Genomic DNA, 19,822 nt, shown 5'->3' on the forward strand with positions numbered 1-19,822 from the left:
TTAAATAAATACGTGGTGGAGAACATAATGAATAGTGAAAGATTAGGTGAGTTTGAACAGTACTTTCAAATTAATGAAAGTATAAGAGTGAATTTATTCGCCGTATCGAACGGACAAGTTCCTAAATCGCAGCTTGAGCTAGAAGACGATATCCCCCCACTATTTAGATTAGCAAATGAAGTAAGTGAACTTGAGCAAAGCTCGTTACGACCACTGCGTAACTTGGGCGATATAGCACAAGAGCTAGCTACATTTTTACAAGCGCAGTCACGTAAAATAGATTTAATAATGAGCCATATTTTGGCCTCAGAACAAGCCCAAGATAATGCAATACAATGTGATAGCTACGGCGGTGGCGGTATTCGCTTTACATCACCCGAAGTACACTCAATTGGCCAAGCGTTTAGAACAAAACTGTTTTTGCACCACGAAGCCTCTGCGGTTTATTGTTACACCGAAGTTGTGGCAGTAGAAAAACAAGATAGCGAGCATTATCAATACACCATGCTCTTTACCGCAATTAGAACCACTGACCAAGAACTTATTGTTAGAGCAAGTTTACATGCTCAAACCCGCCAACTTAAAAAACGTCAAGAACTTGATCAAAACCAAGCCGATCTAAACAGTGATAATTAGCTGACATCTTTATGTAAAATGCTAAACTAGCGTCATCTTAATTAGTATATAAAATTCATGAACTTTAGACTTTTACCAGAATGGGCCGAGCAAGACGCTGTTATGCTTACATGGCCTCATAAAGACACAGATTGGGCTGATAATTTAGCACGTGTAGAACCTGTATATATTGAGCTTGCTAAGCATATAACAATGCAGCAACAGCTTGTTATTGTGGCGCATAACAGTGCCTTAAAAATGCATATTACAGCATTGCTAAATAGCGCTAACATCTCTCTTAATCGTGTTCATTTTGTAGTAACGCCTACCAACGATACCTGGGCGCGCGATCATGGTCCGCTTACTTGCGCCGCTATTGATTCACCAGAGCAGTTAAAAGTATACGATTTTACTTTCAATGGTTGGGGCAATAAATTTGAAAGCGCATTAGACAATCAAATTAATCGTACTTTGGTAAAAGAGCTAAGTAGCACAAACAACCAATATCAAGCGCTCGATATGGTACTTGAAGGTGGCGGTATTGAAATAAACGAGCATGGTGTGTTGCTAACAACCAGCGAATGTTTGCTTAACAAAAACCGTAACCCAGATTTAAACCCTGCTGACATAGAAATACTTTTAAAAGAGCACTTGGGAGCAACACGTTTTTTATGGGTTGATCATGGCTATTTAGCGGGTGATGACACCGACAGCCACATTGATACCTTAGTGCGCTTTGCTCCAAATAATACCCTTGTATATGTGCAGTGTGACGATAAAACTGATGAGCACTTTAGCGCACTTGATGCAATGGAAAAACAACTAAAAGCCTTTAAAACTGCCGATAACACCCCATATAACTTAATTGAGTTACCGTGGCCAAAAGCCGCGTATGACGATGAGCAAACACGCTTACCGGCTACCTACGCTAACTACTTAATTATTAATAATGCTGTGCTTGTGCCAACGTATAATGATGCCAATGATGAACGTGCTCTAGCACAAGTTCAAAAAGCATACCCACAACACACTATTATTGGCGTTAATTGCCAACCAATTATTGAACAATTTGGCAGCCTGCACTGTATTACAATGCAATTACCTCGTGGATTTTTAGCTGGAGCAGCACAATGACAAGCCCTGCAAAATTAACCGTTGCGTTAGTGCAACAAAGCAATACCGATAACGCTCAGCACAATATGGCAAAATCAATGAGTGCCATTCGTGAAGCCGCTCAAAAAGGTGCAAAACTGGTTGTACTTCAAGAGCTACACCGAAGCCTCTATTTTTGCCAAACCGAAAATGTTGACGTATTTGATTTAGCCGAAACCATTCCAGGCCCTAGCAGTAACGCCTTAGGTGAGCTTGCTAAAGAGCTAAGCATTGTTATTGTGGCCTCTTTATTTGAAAAACGCGCTACGGGCCTTTATCACAACACCGCGGTTGTATTAGAACAAGATGGCAGTATTGCGGGTAAATACCGCAAAATGCATATTCCTGATGATCCAGGTTTTTACGAAAAATTCTACTTTACCCCTGGTGATATCGGTTTTGAGCCTATTCAAACCTCGGTGGGTAAATTAGGCGTGCTAGTATGTTGGGATCAATGGTTTCCTGAAGCTGCCCGCTTAATGGCAATGGCAGGCGCTGAAGTGTTAATTTACCCAACCGCTATTGGTTGGGATCCTAACGACGACATTGCTGAGCAAACTCGTCAAAAAGATGCGTGGGTTATTAGTCAGCGTGCCCATGCTGTTGCCAATGGTGTACCGGTAATTAGCTGTAACCGCGTAGGTCATGAAAGTGACCCAAGTGCGCAAAGCGATGGTATTGCGTTTTGGGGGAATTCGTTCATTGCAGGCCCACAAGGTGAATTATTAGCTGAGGCTAATAATACTGATGAGCAAATTTTAGTGGTTGAAATTGATCAAAAACGCTCAGAAAACGTAAGACGTATCTGGCCGTTCTTGCGTGACCGACGAATTGATCACTATAAAGACCTAACAAAAATATACCGAGACTAAGTAAACTTAACTCAAGATGGCTCTTACTTGCTAAGAGCCAACTATAAATGGAGTAATAAATGGCGTTTGAGCAATGGGCAGCCTTGCCTTGGGTAAAATCTCAAAAAGATAAAATTCAATGGGGCCAGCTAAGCGGAAGTGGTTTAAGTATTGCCATTGCTGAAGGCGTTAAACAACAAGACAACTTAGTCTTGATTGTTACGCCTGATACACCAAGCGCACTGCGCCTTGAAACAGAATTAGAATATTTATTACCCGATAACCCAGTAATGGTATTTCCTGATTGGGAAACTCTGCCATACGATCACTTTTCTCCCCATCAAGATATTATTTCAGCCCGTTTAGCCACTTTAAACACCTTAAAAAAAGAACAACAAAGTGTGTTAATTGTGCCTGTATCTACCTTAATGTTGCGCACAGCCCCGGCCTCGTTTATTTACGGTTCAACAATAAATTTTAAAGTGGGCGACAAGCTAGACACACATAACTTTCGTGACAACTTAGAACAAGCCGGTTATTTAAATGTTCAACAAGTAATGGAGCACGGCGAATACGCTATACGCGGCTCTATCGTTGACTTATATCCAATGGGCAGCCCGCATCCATTTAGACTCGATTTTTTTGATGACGAACTCGACACAATTCGCTTATTTGATGTAGAAACGCAGCGTTCTGATGAAAAAGTAGATAAAATTGAGCTACTTCCAGCGCATGAATTTCCTACTAACGACGCTGATATTGAACGTTTTAGAATAAGCTACCGCGAAAAATTTGGTGCAAGCTCGCAGCAAGATTCTGTATACATGCAAGTAAGCAAAGGTAACTGGCCTGCCGGTATCGAATACTACATGCCGTTGTTTTTTGAAAAGCTAGCAACTATTTTTGACTACTTGCCAGATACGACAACTGTTATGCAGCTGGGTGATTTAGAGCACGCGGCAGACACCTTTTGGCACGATGTAAATGTACGCTATGAGAACCGCAGAGTTGACCCACTTCGTCCATTACTTGAACCCAATGCGCTTTATCAGCCTATTGAAGAGCTGTTTTCTAATTTAGGCAATTTTGCACGTATTCGTTTATCTCTTGCAAAGCTTGGTACTAAAGCGGGCAATAAAAACTTAAGCGTTAGCGAGCTACCAGCGATTAGAATTGATCATAAGCAGCATGAACCTTATGCCGCGTTTATAAATTATGTAGCAGAGCAAAAAAAGAAAAAAGGCCGCATATTACTCAGTGTTGAATCCGATGGTCGTCGCGAATCATTACTGAGCATTCTAAAACCAAGCGGTTTAAAATTTAAAGAATTTGAAACACTCGAACAATTTACAAAAAGCGCGAGTGATGTAGGTTTAATAGTAAGCCCGCTTGAACAAAGTGTAGTACTTGGTACTAAACCAAGCCTTTCTATTATTACCGAGCAAGAACTGCTAGGTATTAAAGTATCTCAACGCAGACGCCGCAAGCACAAGTACGAAGCCAGCCAAGATGCGCTAATCCGTAATTTAGCTGAGCTTAAAGAAGGCCAACCTGTTGTGCATCTCGATCATGGTGTTGGCCGTTACCAAGGTTTGCAAACAATTGATGCCGCAGGTGTAATTACTGAGTTTGTTACGATTACTTACGCAAGTGAAGCTAAACTTTACGTGCCAGTGTCTGCATTGCATATGCTGAGCCGTTACTCTGGCGGTGAAGAAGCTAGCGCCCCGCTGCATAAGCTTGGCTCAGATGCATGGGAAAAAGCAAAAAAACGTGCGGCTGAAAAAGTTCGCGATGTAGCAGCCGAATTACTCGACATTTATGCACAGCGCCAAGCAAAACCCGGTAATAAGTTTACTCTAGACGCCCCTGCATATCGCCAATTTAGCGATAGCTTCCCGTTTGAAGAAACTGACGATCAGCGCAACGCCATAGAAGCGGTGTTAGGTGATATGCAATCAAAGCAAGCCATGGACCGCTTAGTGTGTGGTGACGTGGGCTTTGGTAAAACAGAAGTGGCCATGCGCGCTGCTTTTGTAGCGGTTAACGATGATAAGCAAGTGGCAATTTTAGTGCCTACCACCTTGCTAGCTCAGCAGCACTATGAAAACTTTAAAGATCGTTTTGCTGATTTTCCTATTGAAGTTGGTGTACTTTCGCGCTTTAACTCCACTAAAGAGCAAAAAGACACGCTTGAAAAAATGGCAAACGGTAAGCTCGATATAGTTATTGGCACACATAAACTTATTCAGCATGACATTAAATTTAACGATTTAGGCTTACTCATTGTTGATGAAGAGCATCGCTTTGGTGTTCGTCAAAAAGAGAAAATTAAAGCCCTGCGTGCCGATGTAGACATACTCACACTAACTGCAACGCCAATACCGCGTACACTTAACATGGCCATGAGCGGCATGCGCGATTTATCAATAATCGCAACGCCACCGGCTAAACGTTTAGCGGTAAAAACCTTTGTACGCCAACGCGATGTAGAACTAATACGCGAAGCTGTACTACGTGAAATTAAACGTGGTGGCCAAGTTTACTTTTTGCATAACAATGTGGAAACTATTGACCGTGTTGCGCAAGAAATTAGTGAATGGGTGCCTGAAGCAAGCGTCACCTCAGCCCATGGTCAAATGCGCGAGCAAGAGCTTGAGCAAATAATGACTGACTTTTATCATCAAAAATACAACGTGCTGGTATGTACCACGATTATTGAGACCGGTATTGATGTACCAACAGCCAATACCATTATTATGGATAGAGCAGATAAACTTGGCCTTGCGCAATTACACCAATTACGTGGACGAGTTGGTCGAAGCCATCATCAAGCGTATGCCTATTTACTCACAGGTGACCCAAAAGCACTTTCTAAAGATGCGAGTAAACGCTTACAAGCAATCGAATCGTTAGAAGATTTAGGCGCAGGTTTTGCCCTCGCTACACACGATTTAGAAATTCGTGGTGCGGGTGAGTTACTTGGCGACGATCAATCAGGTCAAATGCAAACTATCGGTTTTAGCTTGTACATGGAAATGCTCGAGCAAGCTGTAAATGCGCTACGTGAAGGTAAAGAACCAACACTTGAAAACCTACTTCAAAAACAAACCGAAGTGGATTTAAAATTAGCTGCATTATTACCAGATGACTACATACACGATGTAAATGCACGCTTAGGCATGTACAAGCGCGTTGCAAGTTGTGCTAACCTTGATGACATGGATGAACTGCAGGTAGAACTTATAGACCGTTTTGGTTTGCTGCCTGATGCTGCTAAAAACTTATTTAGCCTGCAACAACTTAAAATGCAAGCCAGTAATTTAGGCATCACAAAAATTGAAGCAAACCCTAAGGGCGGTTACTTTGAGTTTAGCCAAGATACCAAGGTTAACCCTAGCTTCATCATTGGTTTGATACAAAGTGCGCCTAAGGTGTACAAAATGGATGGCGCAAATAAACTGCGCTTTGCAATTAGTGAAGCTAACGCTCGCGAACGCTTAAAAATGGTCACTGCAATGATTGCAGATTTCGAAAAAAAGGTTAGCCATTAATGTTGCTAAAAAAATCGCTAGTTATTTTATGCTGCTTGTTTAGCAGCACTGCATTTGCAGAACGCTGGTTTGAGGTTGAGGTGCTTGTATTTAAGCAGCGCCCTGCTCCGTATTTGCAAGAAGATTTTACACTTAAGCACAAAGCTATTGAGGATAAAAACTCTCTAGATTTAATGACACCTCTTTATACAGAGCAAGCAATGCAAGCATGTATAGATGGTGATGAGCGTTTTCAAAAACGCTCTTTTACCGACTCATTAGTTAATTCAAACCCACAATCGGGTGTATGCGGTGACAGTACAAACTACCTACAAAGCTACGATGAGCTACCTATAACACCTCTAGCACCCGCTAAAGATGATATGCAGCAAACTTATTTATTAGCGCCAGAACAACTGCAATTTAAAGCGCAGTACCGACAGCTAGATCGCAAAGGATTAACACCTATTCTACATACTGGCTGGCGCTTTGAAGGCGCAAGTAAATCGCGTGCTCCAAGTATGCATTTAATAGCAGGTAAACACCTTAAAAGTGATTCCAACGTAACCCCTAGCTATTCAAATCCTGATTTTGTAAGTTTATTAAACTCACAACCTGAACTGTTTAACGACCCAAACCAATCAAAAGCAGAATGGGAACTAGACGGTTTATTTAAAATACACTTACGACATTATTTATACATTACAGCTAATTTTGATATTAGCCAAAAACTAGAAAATGGCGATATAGAGTCAGCCCGCTTTTCTCAGTTTAGACGTGTAATAAGTGGTGAAGTACATTACTTTGACCACCCACGAATGGGCATGATCGTCCAAATCAGAAAATTCAAACATTAATACTAAGTAGGATATAACAATGAAAAAACTCCTTATCATCGCAGCTACACTAAGCCTTGCGGCTTGTTCTAAAGTAAGTCTTGAGAGTTACGAAAAAATCAAAGTAGGTATGGACAAGACTGAAGTTGAAACCATTTTGGGAAGTGCAGATAATTGTGTTGAAAAAACACTGCATACTAATTGTGTGTGGGGCGACGAAGCAAAAAATATCGAGATCACGCTAGTATCAAACAAAGTAACTTTATATAGTAAACATGGTTTAGCTAATAAATAAATTTAAAAAAGGGACTGATTTTATCAGTCCCTTTTTTAATTACTAAAATTCATTTTTTGGAGTAGATAAGCTCAATATTAACGATTTTACTACGATTTAACGTTATTTTATAGCGTTGGTAGAGTGTTCTATCTTCCTCAGTTAGCACAAGCACCATGTTAAGTTGATAGCGCCGTTCAACCGCCTGCTTAGAAATTTTATTACTATCTAAATGATATAACTTCCCTTCACCACGCTTTAAATAACGCGCAAATGGTGCAAGACTAAATTGCAGTGTTTGTTGCAGTGTATCGTAACCGGGTAAAAATTCTTTTGCACTAACACGTGTCTCACTTGCAAAGTGTAACCACTGCGCGGCTTGTTTATTTTGCTGACGACGCTTTGAAAAAATAGATCTAACTTCTTTAGGTATTTTTTTAAAGCGTGTGTATTCAAGCCAAATTAGCTGACTCGCTATTTTGTCTTTGGTAATACTATTTTTAAAACTAAATCGCCACTTAGGTCGCCCTTGTACAATAGCTCGCCAGATCATACGTGTAATGTCTTCTTTAAATATTTCACGTAGTCCGTAAATGACCCCCAAAATTAAAATAAGCGTCGCGGTGACTTCAGTAAACGTTGAGCGGGCATTAAGTATCACAACCATCACAAATGCCATGATAACAGCTGTTACAGTGCCTTTAACTAATCGTTTAAGGTAGCTGTTAAGAAAACGCGTTTGGCGCTGTAATATAACGCCATGCTCAATTAAACGTTGTAACAAGCGCATTTTATTTGTTATTCGATTTGCGTCTTGCATGGTGGTTTCAGAATTGTAGCTTTTCTCTGCTCGGTACGTATTTTCGTTTTTACAAAACTGCAGTAAATCGTTACGCTCTTTAGCATAATCGCTACTACGTGGGCCTTCATCTAAAAGCTTTAAAAATGATTGTTCGACATGCCAACTTAAATAGTTATCAGCATTGGTAAAAAATGGAAGTAGTTTTTCGTCATCTGGCGTGTAGCGACGCAGCTTTTTTAAAAGTCCTTCACTTTGTTCATATACTTCGTTAGCGCGTTTATAAAAGTCTTCTGCTTCATCAATTTTTAACGCGTCTTTAATGTCGGCATCAAGGGCTAAACGCACTTGGTAACAAAATAAATTAAGGTTTTGACGGTAATCTTGCTGCTCACCTTTGTTTTTACTAACAAAACGGCTTCGTACTAATGGCAAGTGTATATTGTTAGCATTGTAGGCTAAATGCGATTTAAAGTGGTTATTAAAGTAAGATTCTTCGGTAAGCGTTTGCGGATTAATCCCCATTTCATTAGGGATAGAAAAATACAGATCTATGCGCTGTTCAGAACGAGGAGTTAGCTCTGGTTCAATGACAAAAGATAAGTTTTCATCTTGTTTTAACAATCAGTTCTCCTTCTAAAATATCGTTTTAGTGTACTTGTCTCCTTCGTTTTGTTCAATAAAAAAGGCTCAGTAAATACTGAGCCTTAATACGATTAATGTGCTAGTTAAAACTTGTAGTTTACACTTGCAAAAACACGTGAACCAATTACATCATAAACTTCTGGAACAGTACCCATATCGTTACCACCTAATACTTTCTCAGGCTCTTTATCGAAAATGTTGTTCATGCCACCAGTAAATCGTAATGCATCATTCAAGTTGTAGCTCATTGAAATATCGTGGTAAATAACGTTGTCAGTACTAAAGTTTTCACCGTAGTAGTCACCATCCATTCCACGAAGGAATCTTGCGTTATAAAGGATATTTAATGAATCAGTTAGATCGTAATTAACTGAAAGGTTAGACTTTATTTTAGAGTAACCACCGATGTTGCCATCAATAGTACCTGTGTAATTAATGTCATCTTCTTCAAACTTAATTAAATAAGTTGTATCAAGGTTTATACGGTAGTTATCTGCAGAGTAGCTAATATTCCAATCAACACCTGACGTTTCTTGAGAACCTACGTTAGTAAGTGCTGAACTTAGGTTAGATAAGTCACCAGATTGTGTAATGTTTACTGATGAACATGATTCTGAGTCACCTGCAAAACAGCTATTCATTTCGTTTTGAACATCTAAGCGAGTAATCGCATTAGTAATATCAAACTTCCAGTAATCTAGAGTTGTTGATAAACCGTCAGCTACTTCCCAAACCATACCAAAAGTGAAAGAGCGACTTTCTTCGGCTTTAAGATCGTTATCACTTGTGTAGTTTACAAGTATTTGAGCATCTTGTTCGTTGCCCCATGGATCAGCTAGGTAATCGTACGAACCTGAGTTACCACCAAACAGTTCTGATACGTTTGGTGCTCTAAAGCCAGTAGCTAATACAGAACGAACCATAAACTCTTCAGTTACATTCCACGTTGCACCAAGTTTCCACGTTGTTTCGCCACCAAAGGTAGAGTAGTTATCGTAGCGAGCAGCACCTTCAAGGGTAACAGTCTCTAATACCGGCATAGATGTTTCAAAGTAGATAGACTGTACTGAGAAATCACCTTCAGTTGGATCTTGTTGTGCAGCTGTGCTCTCACCAAGCTGAGTAATTAGATCTGGTGTGTAGTAACCACTTTCAAAGCGGTTTTCTACACCGATTGCGTAACCAATATCACTTTCTGTTACTGCGCTATAACCAGCTGAAAGAATAAATTGCTCGTTACCACCTTCGTTTGACTCAGTATAAATTGAATCGTTAGATGTTAATAAGCTACGATCTAAAGAATCACCGCTGAACCAAAGAGCTTGGTTTGCATAAATGCTTTCTTCAACTCGACTTGCATTAATTGAGTTTTGAACTTTATCTTTTGAGTCATTACGACCGTAAGTTGCACTTACATCCCAGCTTGCATCGTTATCTAATAAACCTTGTAATGCAACAGATACACGGTAAGTGTCAGTTTCTTGCTCATAAATACGAGGACCAGCATCAACCATTCTTCTTCTGTACTCTAAAGAGTCAGCAAGATCGCCTGTATCTGCGTCACGGAAGCTATCTGTGTAAGTTGAATCCAAGCTAGAAGTACTTAAATCAATACTTGCTGGTTGTGGTGCAAGTTGTTGATTAGATTCACGACGTGTATACATCAAATCAACATTAAATGTAGTGTCTGAGTCTAGCTCTTTGTCAAAACTAGTAAATAAGCTGTATAGCTCATTAGGTGTTTGAGCATAGCTTGATGTTGTGAAGTCGTATGAAGTAGTTCTATCTGCAAAAACACCATTACCCTGGTAAGTTCTGCCGCCCAGTGTTCCTTCAGGGATAAATGAAGACTCGCCAGGCTCTACAAAACGACGATCCGACTGAATTACTTCACCACGGTTTGAGTATTGAGCACCAACAACTAAGTTGCCATCGGCAATATTCATTCCGTGTAATAAACTAACACCGTAGTTATTGCCATCACCTTTTGTAGTGCGGCTTCCTTCAACGTTTAGCTCTGAACCTTCAAAATCTTTCTTTGTTATAATGTTAACAACACCAGCAATAGCATCAGAGCCATATACTGCAGACGCGCCGTCTTTTAAGATTTCGATAGATTTGATCATTGCTACAGGAATGGTATTTAAATCAACAGAAGAATCTGCGCCGGTACCTGAAGAAACCATACGACGACCATTTAATAATACCAGTGTACGTTGCGAACCCATACCACGTAAGTTAACTGTCGCAGAACCACCTGAACCATTATTACTTGAAGCGCCTAAGCTAATACCAGCAGCTGATGGCTGAGTAGAAAGTATGTCAGCAACAGATGTGAAACCACTTTTTGCAATGAAGTCATCACCGATAACTGTGATTGGGCTTGCTGTTTCCATATCAGTACGGTTAATACGAGAGCCCGTCACCTGAATTTTTTCAATTGATGTAGCTGCTTCGTCAGCCGCTAAAACTTGCACACTTGAGAACATTGGTATTGCTGCAATTACAGCTAAGCCAAGAGTTGATTTTTTCATGAAAGAACCCTACTTGTTGAAGTTTACCTTTATTGGTAATGCTCACTTGTTATAAGAATAGTGAGTCAGATGGGCAACTTAGGCGCTTTTAACTGAACGAAAACTTAACGCCAGTACGCTTTTTATCAATCAACAAAATAGAACAACTCTTTTGGGGACATACGTTACAACTTGTTTCATTGTTAACGAATAAATACACTTAAATATCAATAGCATAAACAATTTAAGATACTTAAATAACACAGTTGAAACCAAACTGGTCAACTTTGTAATTCAATGTAACTAATCGAATTGTGTACCAAATTCAGATAAATTAACAAGTTAATCACAGCAAATTATTAAAACCGCAAAACTAAATGTTAATTACTAACCGAATTTACGCATGTTTGGTGCTTAAATAGCTTTATCTGACTACTTTGCGGTTTTTTTGATTAGACTTTTTGTTCAGCCACAATTAAAACTGTGTCTTTATTGAATTAGTTTCATATTATAAAAACTTATATTGGCTACTTGATTCAAATAGCAGTTTTAGTGATCTTCTCGCTTAAATAATCGTATGGATAACAATGCAAATTGCTAATGGTAAATGGATTGCATGAAAGTTAGGTATTAAGCCTAATACGTTACATAAAAAGAGTAATTTAGTGTTTGTATTAAAGAGGTTGTATTATCTTTGACTGTTAGCTCTAAATTCCAGAGCATATTTTGCTCAGAACAAATGCCAACCATGGTATTACTCTGCCACAGGCCATTATGTTTTTTAAATTGCTGAGGAATGTAACCCATATACATAGTAATGCCTTTAAGCTTGGCATCTTCAATTGTAAGGTTTGTTGGCAAATCACTAAAAATAGTAAATGGAGTTTCGGGAGAAAGAGTTTTCTCGCTTAACCATACTTTAACATCATTTGAAAAAGTACAAGGCAAATTGGCTGTGCATGTGGCATTTTCTAGAAACTTTTCATCTGTATTTTTGGAAAAATCACATGCTGTTAATAAAAAAAATACCGCCGTGAATAAACTTAATCTATATATAAGCATAACAATTTCGCACTAAAGAAAAACAAATACTAATAATCGCGACTGCAAATAACAAGTGCGAGTGTTACTATTAAGCCAAATTAGGCACAAACTGTATCAAAAAATAAACAACAAGCTCACAAACATTGATTGATGTCATAATTTTATGTAATTGACCTATCTTTTTTAGGCCAAAAAATTTATCATTTCACCCGCAAAAAATAAGGGTTTCTCAAGTTTTTTTCTGAAGCTTTCATGTATTGAAAGTTTTAGATAACACGCTTGAGAAAATAGTAGGCCCCACTTTTAAAGGTGGGTAATTCATTTCTAAACGCATTTATTGCAGCGGAAGCCAGAAAATGAGCCAAACAGTAGCATCACAAACTGAGTATAACTATAAGGTTGTACGCCAATTCGCTATTATGACAGTGATTTGGGGCATCGTTGGCATGAGTATTGGGGTTCTGATTGCTGCCCAATTAGCTTGGCCAGCACTTAACTTTGATACACCATGGTTAACTTACTCTCGACTACGTCCGTTACACACGAACGCAGTAATTTTCGCATTTGGTACCAGTGCACTTTTTGCGACGTCTTATTACGTCGTACAACGTACTTGTCAAACGCGTCTTTTCTCAGACAAACTCGCCGCCTTTTCTTTTTGGGGCTGGCAGCTAGTTATTGTATTAGCAGTAATTACATTACCACTTGGTATTACTAGCTCAAAAGAATACGCAGAACTTGAATGGCCAATCGATATTTTAATCGCTGTGGTTTGGATTGTTTACGCTATTGTATTCTTTGGTACTTTAATCAAGCGTAAAGTGTCGCACATTTATGTTGCTAACTGGTTCTATGCTGGCTTTATTATTACTGTTGCAGTACTACACATTGTAAACAGCATGGCAGTGCCTGTATCGTTAACTAAATCATATTCAATCTACGCTGGTGCGGTAGATGCTATGGTTCAGTGGTGGTACGGTCATAACGCTGTAGGTTTCCTACTTACTGCTGGTTTCTTGGGTATGATGTATTACTTTGTACCTAAACAAGCAGGTCGTCCAGTGTACTCATACCGTTTATCGGTAGTTCACTTTTGGGCTCTAATTTCATTATATATCTGGGCTGGTCCTCATCACCTTCACTACACAGCGCTTCCTGATTGGACGCAAAGTTTAGGTATGGTTATGTCTATTATCCTATTCGTACCGTCTTGGGGTGGTATGATTAACGGTATTATGACGCTATCTGGCGCGTGGCATAAACTACGTACTGATCCAGTACTACGCTTCTTAGTTGTTTCGTTGTCTTTCTACGGTATGTCTACGTTTGAAGGTCCAATGATGGCAATTAAATCTGTAAATGCGTTATCTCACTACACAGATTGGACAATCGGCCACGTACACTCAGGTGCACTAGGTTGGGTTGCTATGATTTCAATTGGTGCTATTTACCACTTAATTCCTGCGTTATTCGCGCAAGGTCGTATGTATAGCGTTAAATTGGTTAATACCCACTTCTGGTTACACACTGTAGGTGTTGTTTTATACATTGTTGCAATGTGGATTTCAGGTGTAATGCAAGGTCTAATGTGGCGTGCAGTAAATGCTGACGGTACATTAATGTACAGCTTTGTGCAGTCTTTAGAAGCGTCGCATCCTTTCTATATCATGCGCTTTGTAGGCGGTGTATTCATCGTAACGGGTATGTTAGTTATGGCTTATAACGTTTACCGCACTATTTCAGCTGAGAAAGAATCTCTGAAACTAGACGCGCAAGCACAATTAGCATAACGGAGTGAGATGATGAGCAAGAAAAATTCACAAAACAAACATGAGATAGTAGAAAAGAACGTTGGCCTTATGGCTATTCTGACTGTTTTTGCTATTAGCTTTGGCGCGTTAGTTGAGATCACTCCGCTAATGTTTCAAGACGATACAACTAAACCAGTGGAGGGTTTACGCCCTCTTAACGCTTTAGAAATGGAAGGCCGCGACCTTTACGTGCGTGAAGGTTGTTCTAACTGTCACTCACAAATGATTCGTCCTTTTCGTGATGAAGTTGAGCGTTATGGTCACTACTCTGTAGCAGGCGAATCAGTATGGGATCATCCGTTTTTATGGGGTTCTAAACGTACTGGTCCTGACTTGGCTCGTGTTGGTAAGCGCTACTCGGACGATTGGCATTATGCTCACTTAGTTGATCCACGTGCTGTGGTTCCTGAGTCAAACATGCCAGGCTTTCCTTGGTTAGCAGAGAATACGGTTGATACAAGCCTTACTCTGAAAAAACTACAACTTTTCCGTGATACTTTTGCTATTAACCCAGAAAACCCAAAACATCCGGGTTTAGGTTATGGCGATGATGCAGAGCTTCAAGCAGATGTTGATAAAGTTAATGCTATGAATGATGGCAAAGGCGCAACAGAAATCCAAGCTCTCATCGCGTATTTACAGCAACTTGGTACCCACTTGAAGTAAAAAATTATGGATTACGGAACATACAGAGGTATTTTGACTCTGGTAATTTTAGTATTGTTTATTGTGATTGTTGCATGGGCATATAGCAAGCGAAGCAAAACTCGTTTCGACAGCGCAGCTAATGCCATTTTTGAAGATGAAAAAAAACATGACAACACGCTCTCTAACGAGGAAAAGGAGTCTGAAAAATGACTAGCTTTTGGAGTATTTGGGTTATTGTATTAACCCTTGCATGCTTATGCATCATCTTTGGCTTATTAGTTTGGAACTTAAAAAACTATGCAGGCGTAGAAGAAGGTGAAAGCTGTGGACATGAATTTGACGGTATTGAAGAGCTAAATAATCCACTACCAAAATGGTGGACTTACATGTTTTTCGCAACTTTTGCTTGGTCGGTATATTACCTTGCAGCTTTCCCAGGTTTAGGTAACTGGGAAGGTTTTGGTAAATGGACTAGCTCTAACCAAGGTATTACGTCTTTAGCTGAATCTAAAAAAGCAGTTGCAGAGGCAAAAGCGGATGGTCGCTTTGTAAAACTTGATAAAGAGTACGAAGCTGCAGAAGAGCGCTTTGGTCCTATTTTTAATAAACTTGCACAAGTACCCGTTTTAGATTTAGTTAGTTCTAAATTTGAAGGTGATGCAGCGCAGCAAATAGCACTTGATAATGATAATAAACATGAGCAAACAGATGGCCAAGTCGCCATTGAAATTGGTCAGCGTTTATTCTCACAAAACTGCGCGCAATGCCATGGCTCTGATGCACGTGGTGGTACTGGCTTCCCTAACCTAACTGATAAAGATTGGTTATATGGCGGAACACCTGACAAAATTAAAGAAACACTTCTTTATGGTCGTATTGCAGCAATGCCAGCTTGGGGTCCTGCTCTTGGCGAACAAGGCGTTAAAGAAATGACAGCACATGTGCTGAGCCTTTCTGGTCGTACTGTTAACCAAAAAGACGCAGACGCAGGTGCCGCTAAGTTTGCAATGTGTGCCGCATGTCATGGTGCTGACGGTAAAGGGTCGGTTGCACATAACCTACCATTTGGCGCGCCTAACCTGACTGATAACATTTGGTTATATGGTGGTTCTCAACGTGCTGTTGAAGAAACTCTTAACCACGGCCGTGCCGGTGTAATGCCTGCATGGAAAGACATTTTAGGTGAAGATAAGATTCACTTATTAACTGCCTATGTTTACAGTTTATCGCAAGATAAATAAGCACGCGGTTAATAAAATGTTTATAAATTAATTTATTTAATTCAATAGATTAATCCAGATCAAAAAAGCCTCCACTGTGAGGCTTTTTTTTAGTCTTTTACGTATAATTCCTATAAAATAACGCTTCCTAAACTAATTTTAGAGACACTATGCAACCTACTCCGTGGTATAAAAATTTTTGGCCTTGGTTTTTAATCTTTTTTCCGTTAGTTGCCATTATTGGCTGTATTAGCTTATTTATTACGGCAATAGGTAACGGTCCAGATATGGTTGTTGACGACTACTACAAAAAAGGTAAAGCAATAAACTTAGAACTGACTAAGTTTGAAAAAGCAAAAGCACTTTATTTACATGGCGAATTGAATGTAACCAACGAGCGTGTAAGCTTTAAGTTTACAAAAGGCGACAGCAGTAACGTGCATGTATTAAAGCTCTCGTTTTACCATCGCACCATTAAAGCGCATGACTTTGAAGCAACACTTACTCCTAATGCCAATCAGGAATTTACTGCATTACTTAATGAGTATACACAAGGCGCCTACTCAGTATTTATTGAGCCAATAGATGGCAGTTGGAAAATGAAAGAAAATATAACGTTACCAACTGAACAAACCGTTTTAGTTACTCCTAATTATAAGTAGTAATAACTATGTCTAACTCTTGCTTTCATTGCCTTGAAAGTGTGCCAAACGGATTTAGCGCAAACGTTATAATTGACGATATTGCCCAGCCAATGTGTTGCATTGGCTGCCAAGCTGTTGCGCAAAATATTGTTGTTCAAGGTATGACCGATTATTATAAATACCGAACGGTTCGTGCTGGAAAGGTCGAACAGCTGGTACCTGAGCAACTCGCATTTATAAAAAGTTATGACAACGAAGACATTCAAGACGAATTTATAGCCACTAGCGATAATATCTCAGAGGTATTATTAAGCGTTGAAGGTATAACCTGCGCCGCTTGTGCATGGCTTATCGAAAAACAACTCTTAAATTTAACCTCAGTTAAGCGTGTTGATGTAAATACATCTACCAACCGCGCGATGATTCAATGGGATAAAACCAGCACCCCGTTGAGTGAGGTTATTACTTCCTTAGCTAAAATTGGTTATAAAGCCTACCCATTTCAATCAGATATTGAAGCTAAGCAAAAACAACAAACTGCCAAAGCCTATATTCGCCGTTTAGGTGTTGCAGGCTTAATGACCATGCAAGTAATGATGTTTGCGTTCGCCATGTACTTTGGCATGTTTTCAGGCATGGACAGTAACTTTGAGCAGTATTTTAGATGGATCAGCTTGGTACTGGCCTCTCCGGTTATTTTATATAGCGCACTGCCCTTTTTAACCAATGCTATAAATGGCTTAAAAGCAAAACAGCTCAATATGGATTTACCCGTATCGCTGGCTATTTTTGGTGCGTTTGGCGCAAGTTGTTACGCCACATTTATGCAAGTCGGCGAAGTGTATTTTGAATCTGTGTGCATGTTTACCTTTTTACTTTTATTAGGTAAGTACCTTGAATTTAGAGCGCGTTTAAAAGCGAGCGAATTTACTGCCAACTTACAAAAATTATTGCCATTAACAGCCCGCACTATTAACGAAAGTGGCGAAGAGCTTATAATAGCAGCCAAAAAACTAAAACTTAATGACGTAGTACTCATTAAAGCCGGCGAAACAATTCCTGCCGATGGCGAATTAATTAAAGGTAAAACTACGGTTGATGAATCAATGATGACGGGGGAACATCAACCCGTTACAAAATTTATTGGCCACAATGTCTACGCCGGCTGCGTTAACCACGACGGCGTTATTGAAATAAAAATTAATAAAATTGGCCAAAATACGCTTTTAAATCAAATTATACGCTTGCAACATAATGCATTAACTAAACGCCCTAAACTGGTTGAAATTACAGATAAAGTTGCGCAATGGTTTATAGCGTGCCTGCTTATATTTGCTTCACTTACAGCCATTGGCTGGTACCAAATTGATCCTGAACACGCATTTTGGATTACCATTTCGGTTTTAGTTGCTACCTGCCCGTGTGCCCTGAGCTTAGCTATACCTACCGCGCTTACATGTGCGGTGGCAACGCTTACTCGCAAAGGTGTATTGATAAAACAAGCGCATGTGCTCGAAACCCTCTCTCAAATTACTTTATTTGCATTTGATAAAACGGGCACGCTTACGCAAGGTAAATTTAGCCTTGATGAAGTAGATATAATCGATAAACAGTATACAAAAGCGCAAGTGCTAGATATGGCAGCCATGCTAGAGCGTTATTCTGAGCACCCTATCGCCAGTGCATTTGATGAGTTTACGCCAGCTCACCGCAGTCTTAATAACGTTGAAGTACATCCAGGGCTGGGAATTAGCGCACAAGATGCAACTAATCATTACGCAATTGGTAAAAGTGGTTGGTTTAATAGCAAAAAATCAAATGCACAAGCGAGCTTGTATATAAATAAGCAAGTTGTTGCACGTTTTTACTTTGTTGATAAAGTGAAAAGCGATGCTAAAAAGCTTATAGACTCACTTCAATCGCAAAACTTAACGTGTCACATGTTAACCGGTGACGCGTCAGATGCTGGGCAAAAAGTAGCTAAGCAACTTAAACTTGAAAGTGTGCAATTTGGATGTTCTCCACAAGATAAACAAACCGCCGTTGAGCAATGGTCTTCACAAAATGAAGTCGTTGCAATGGTAGGTGATGGTGTAAACGACAGCCCGGTATTTGCTAGTGCGCACTTATCTATTGCTATGGAAACCGGTGCAGACATATCAAAAAATAGCGCCGATGTAGTACTTCTTAATAGCGATTTAGCCTCCATTGGTCACTTACTTAATGTAGCAAAACAAACCAGACGTATTATTAAGCAAAATCTTGCGCTGTCTTTATTGTATAATGCTTCAATATTACCACTGGCAGCGTTGGGCTTAGTTGCTCCTTGGATGGCTGTTATTGGCATGTCTGCCAGCTCAATTATTGTGATTAGTAATTCACTAAGGCTATTAAAGTTATGAGCATAATTTACATTTTGATCCCTATCGCCATTTTGTTCGTCATTATTGCTATTGGTGTTTTCTTTTGGGCAGTGAAAAGCGAGCAGTTTTCTGACTTAAACAAGCAAGGTCATAGTATTTTGTTTGAAGATGACAAAGAGCAACATAACAAAAGTAATGATTGACCCTCTTTATACCAGCGCTTTTTTAATGGGGCTAATAGGTAGCGGTCATTGCATTGCTATGTGTGGCGGTATTGCAAGCTCATTACAACTAGCAAGTGACAAACGCAAAACATTTACCTATTCATTTGCTTATAATATTGGACGTGCTCTGAGCTACATGGCAGCAGGCGCACTTGTTGCTGGTATTAGCAGCCAATTTGCAAGGCAAAACACCTCCTTCTCTTTAGTACTTTCGTTCATTGCAGCTATTTTTATGCTCCTCGTTGGTGTGTATATAATGCGCTTGGGCCCTACTTTGCAATGGTTAGAGAAAATTGGTAAAACCTTGGTGTGGCAACATATTGTTAAGCTAAATAAATATTTAATGCCTATTAACTCTCCTTTTAAAGCCCTAGGTTACGGTGCGTTGTGGGGATGGCTACCTTGTGGGCTTGTATACTCAGCGCTTACATGGGCGATGACTAGCCCAAGTGCCCTAGACGGTGCCTTAGTTATGCTTTGCTTCGCTTTGGGTACTTTTCCCGCGATGATCACATTAGGCATTACCGCGCAAAAACTAAATACTATTATTAACCATCCATGGACCCGAATTGTATTAGGCAGTGTTATAATTTGGTATGGTATCTACTTATTGATTATTGCAACTGACAAACTGGTACATTAATCTATTC

Annotated in this window: 17 protein-coding genes; 14 read left to right on the forward strand and 3 right to left on the reverse strand. The window is 39.7% G+C overall.

The window, feature by feature from the left end; translation table 11 throughout:
- The first annotated feature begins 27 nt into the window (after positions 1–27).
- From I6E85_RS04990 to I6E85_RS05015, 6 genes are read left to right on the forward strand one after another with little or no spacing between them, the layout of a single operon-like run.
- Positions 28–636: a PilZ domain-containing protein gene (locus I6E85_RS04990; RefSeq protein ID WP_007585675.1), complete on the forward strand. Its 609-nt coding sequence runs from the start codon at positions 28–30 to the stop codon at positions 634–636.
- 57 nt (positions 637–693) lie between these two features.
- Positions 694–1,749: an agmatine/peptidylarginine deiminase gene (locus I6E85_RS04995; protein WP_197236671.1), complete on the forward strand. Its 1,056-nt coding sequence runs from the start codon at positions 694–696 to the stop codon at positions 1,747–1,749.
- Positions 1,746–2,639 carry a carbon-nitrogen hydrolase gene (locus I6E85_RS05000; protein WP_024608294.1) on the forward strand — a complete coding sequence of 298 codons (894 nt, stop codon included), beginning with the start codon at positions 1,746–1,748 and terminating at the stop codon, positions 2,637–2,639. Before I6E85_RS04995 ends, I6E85_RS05000 begins: the two co-directional genes overlap by 4 nt.
- 59 nt (positions 2,640–2,698) lie before the next feature.
- Positions 2,699–6,172 carry a transcription-repair coupling factor gene (gene mfd, locus I6E85_RS05005; RefSeq protein WP_197236672.1) on the forward strand — a complete coding sequence of 1,158 codons (3,474 nt, stop codon included), beginning with the start codon at positions 2,699–2,701 and terminating at the stop codon, positions 6,170–6,172.
- Complete coding sequence (locus I6E85_RS05010) at positions 6,172–7,008, forward strand: peptidoglycan binding protein CsiV (RefSeq protein ID WP_024608292.1); 837 nt, start codon at positions 6,172–6,174, stop codon at positions 7,006–7,008. The genes mfd and I6E85_RS05010 overlap by 1 nt, the downstream gene beginning before the upstream one ends.
- Positions 7,009–7,027: 19 nt before the next feature.
- The gene (locus I6E85_RS05015) at positions 7,028–7,282 is read left to right on the forward strand and encodes a hypothetical protein (RefSeq protein WP_007585664.1); all 255 of its coding nucleotides are present in this window, start codon (positions 7,028–7,030) and stop codon (positions 7,280–7,282) included.
- Positions 7,283–7,331: 49 nt separating this feature from the next.
- Here the strand turns inward: I6E85_RS05015 and I6E85_RS05020 are convergent, their stop codons facing one another.
- The 3 genes from I6E85_RS05020 to I6E85_RS05030 all read right to left on the reverse strand — a co-directional run bounded on the left by I6E85_RS05020 (position 7,332) and on the right by I6E85_RS05030 (position 12,280).
- The gene (locus I6E85_RS05020) at positions 7,332–8,684 is read right to left on the reverse strand and encodes a hypothetical protein (RefSeq protein WP_007585662.1); all 1,353 of its coding nucleotides are present in this window, start codon (positions 8,682–8,684) and stop codon (positions 7,332–7,334) included.
- A gap of 104 nt (positions 8,685–8,788) precedes the next feature.
- Entirely contained in the window at positions 8,789–11,239 is a 2,451-nt protein-coding gene (locus tag I6E85_RS05025; protein ID WP_007585660.1) for a TonB-dependent receptor, read from the reverse strand.
- A 615-nt stretch (positions 11,240–11,854) separates the two neighbouring features.
- Positions 11,855–12,280: a hypothetical protein gene (locus I6E85_RS05030; RefSeq protein WP_007585651.1), complete on the reverse strand. Its 426-nt coding sequence runs from the start codon at positions 12,278–12,280 to the stop codon at positions 11,855–11,857.
- Between the two features lie 338 nt (positions 12,281–12,618).
- On the opposite strand from I6E85_RS05030, the gene ccoN reads away from it, so the two are divergent.
- From ccoN to I6E85_RS05070, 8 genes are all read left to right on the forward strand, one after another.
- Entirely contained in the window at positions 12,619–14,052 is a 1,434-nt protein-coding gene (gene ccoN, locus I6E85_RS05035) for a cytochrome-c oxidase, cbb3-type subunit I (RefSeq protein WP_007585649.1), read from the forward strand.
- Between the two features lie 12 nt (positions 14,053–14,064).
- Complete coding sequence (gene ccoO / locus I6E85_RS05040) at positions 14,065–14,739, forward strand: cytochrome-c oxidase, cbb3-type subunit II (RefSeq protein ID WP_010554062.1); 675 nt, start codon at positions 14,065–14,067, stop codon at positions 14,737–14,739.
- A gap of 6 nt (positions 14,740–14,745) precedes the next feature.
- On the forward strand, positions 14,746–14,931 hold the full coding sequence (locus tag I6E85_RS05045) for a cbb3-type cytochrome c oxidase subunit 3 (RefSeq protein ID WP_010554061.1): 186 nt from the start codon (positions 14,746–14,748) through the stop codon (positions 14,929–14,931).
- Entirely contained in the window at positions 14,928–15,962 is a 1,035-nt protein-coding gene (gene ccoP / locus I6E85_RS05050; protein WP_024590464.1) for a cytochrome-c oxidase, cbb3-type subunit III, read from the forward strand. Before I6E85_RS05045 ends, ccoP begins: the two co-directional genes overlap by 4 nt.
- A 149-nt stretch (positions 15,963–16,111) precedes the next feature.
- On the forward strand, positions 16,112–16,603 hold the full coding sequence (locus tag I6E85_RS05055) for a FixH family protein (RefSeq protein WP_010554059.1): 492 nt from the start codon (positions 16,112–16,114) through the stop codon (positions 16,601–16,603).
- An 8-nt stretch (positions 16,604–16,611) separates the two neighbouring features.
- Positions 16,612–18,987: a heavy metal translocating P-type ATPase gene (locus tag I6E85_RS05060; protein WP_024590465.1), complete on the forward strand. Its 2,376-nt coding sequence runs from the start codon at positions 16,612–16,614 to the stop codon at positions 18,985–18,987.
- A complete protein-coding gene (ccoS, locus tag I6E85_RS05065; protein ID WP_002963071.1) occupies positions 18,984–19,151 on the forward strand; it encodes a cbb3-type cytochrome oxidase assembly protein CcoS in 168 nt (55 codons plus the stop codon). The genes I6E85_RS05060 and ccoS overlap by 4 nt, the downstream gene beginning before the upstream one ends.
- Positions 19,144–19,815, forward strand: coding sequence for a sulfite exporter TauE/SafE family protein (locus tag I6E85_RS05070; RefSeq protein ID WP_007585638.1), 672 nt, complete (start codon positions 19,144–19,146; stop codon positions 19,813–19,815). Before ccoS ends, I6E85_RS05070 begins: the two co-directional genes overlap by 8 nt.
- The last annotated feature ends 7 nt before the right edge of the window (positions 19,816–19,822 follow it).

The organism is Pseudoalteromonas sp. NZS71 (genome assembly GCF_015864715.1).
Classification (GTDB): domain Bacteria; phylum Pseudomonadota; class Gammaproteobacteria; order Enterobacterales; family Alteromonadaceae; genus Pseudoalteromonas; species Pseudoalteromonas arctica.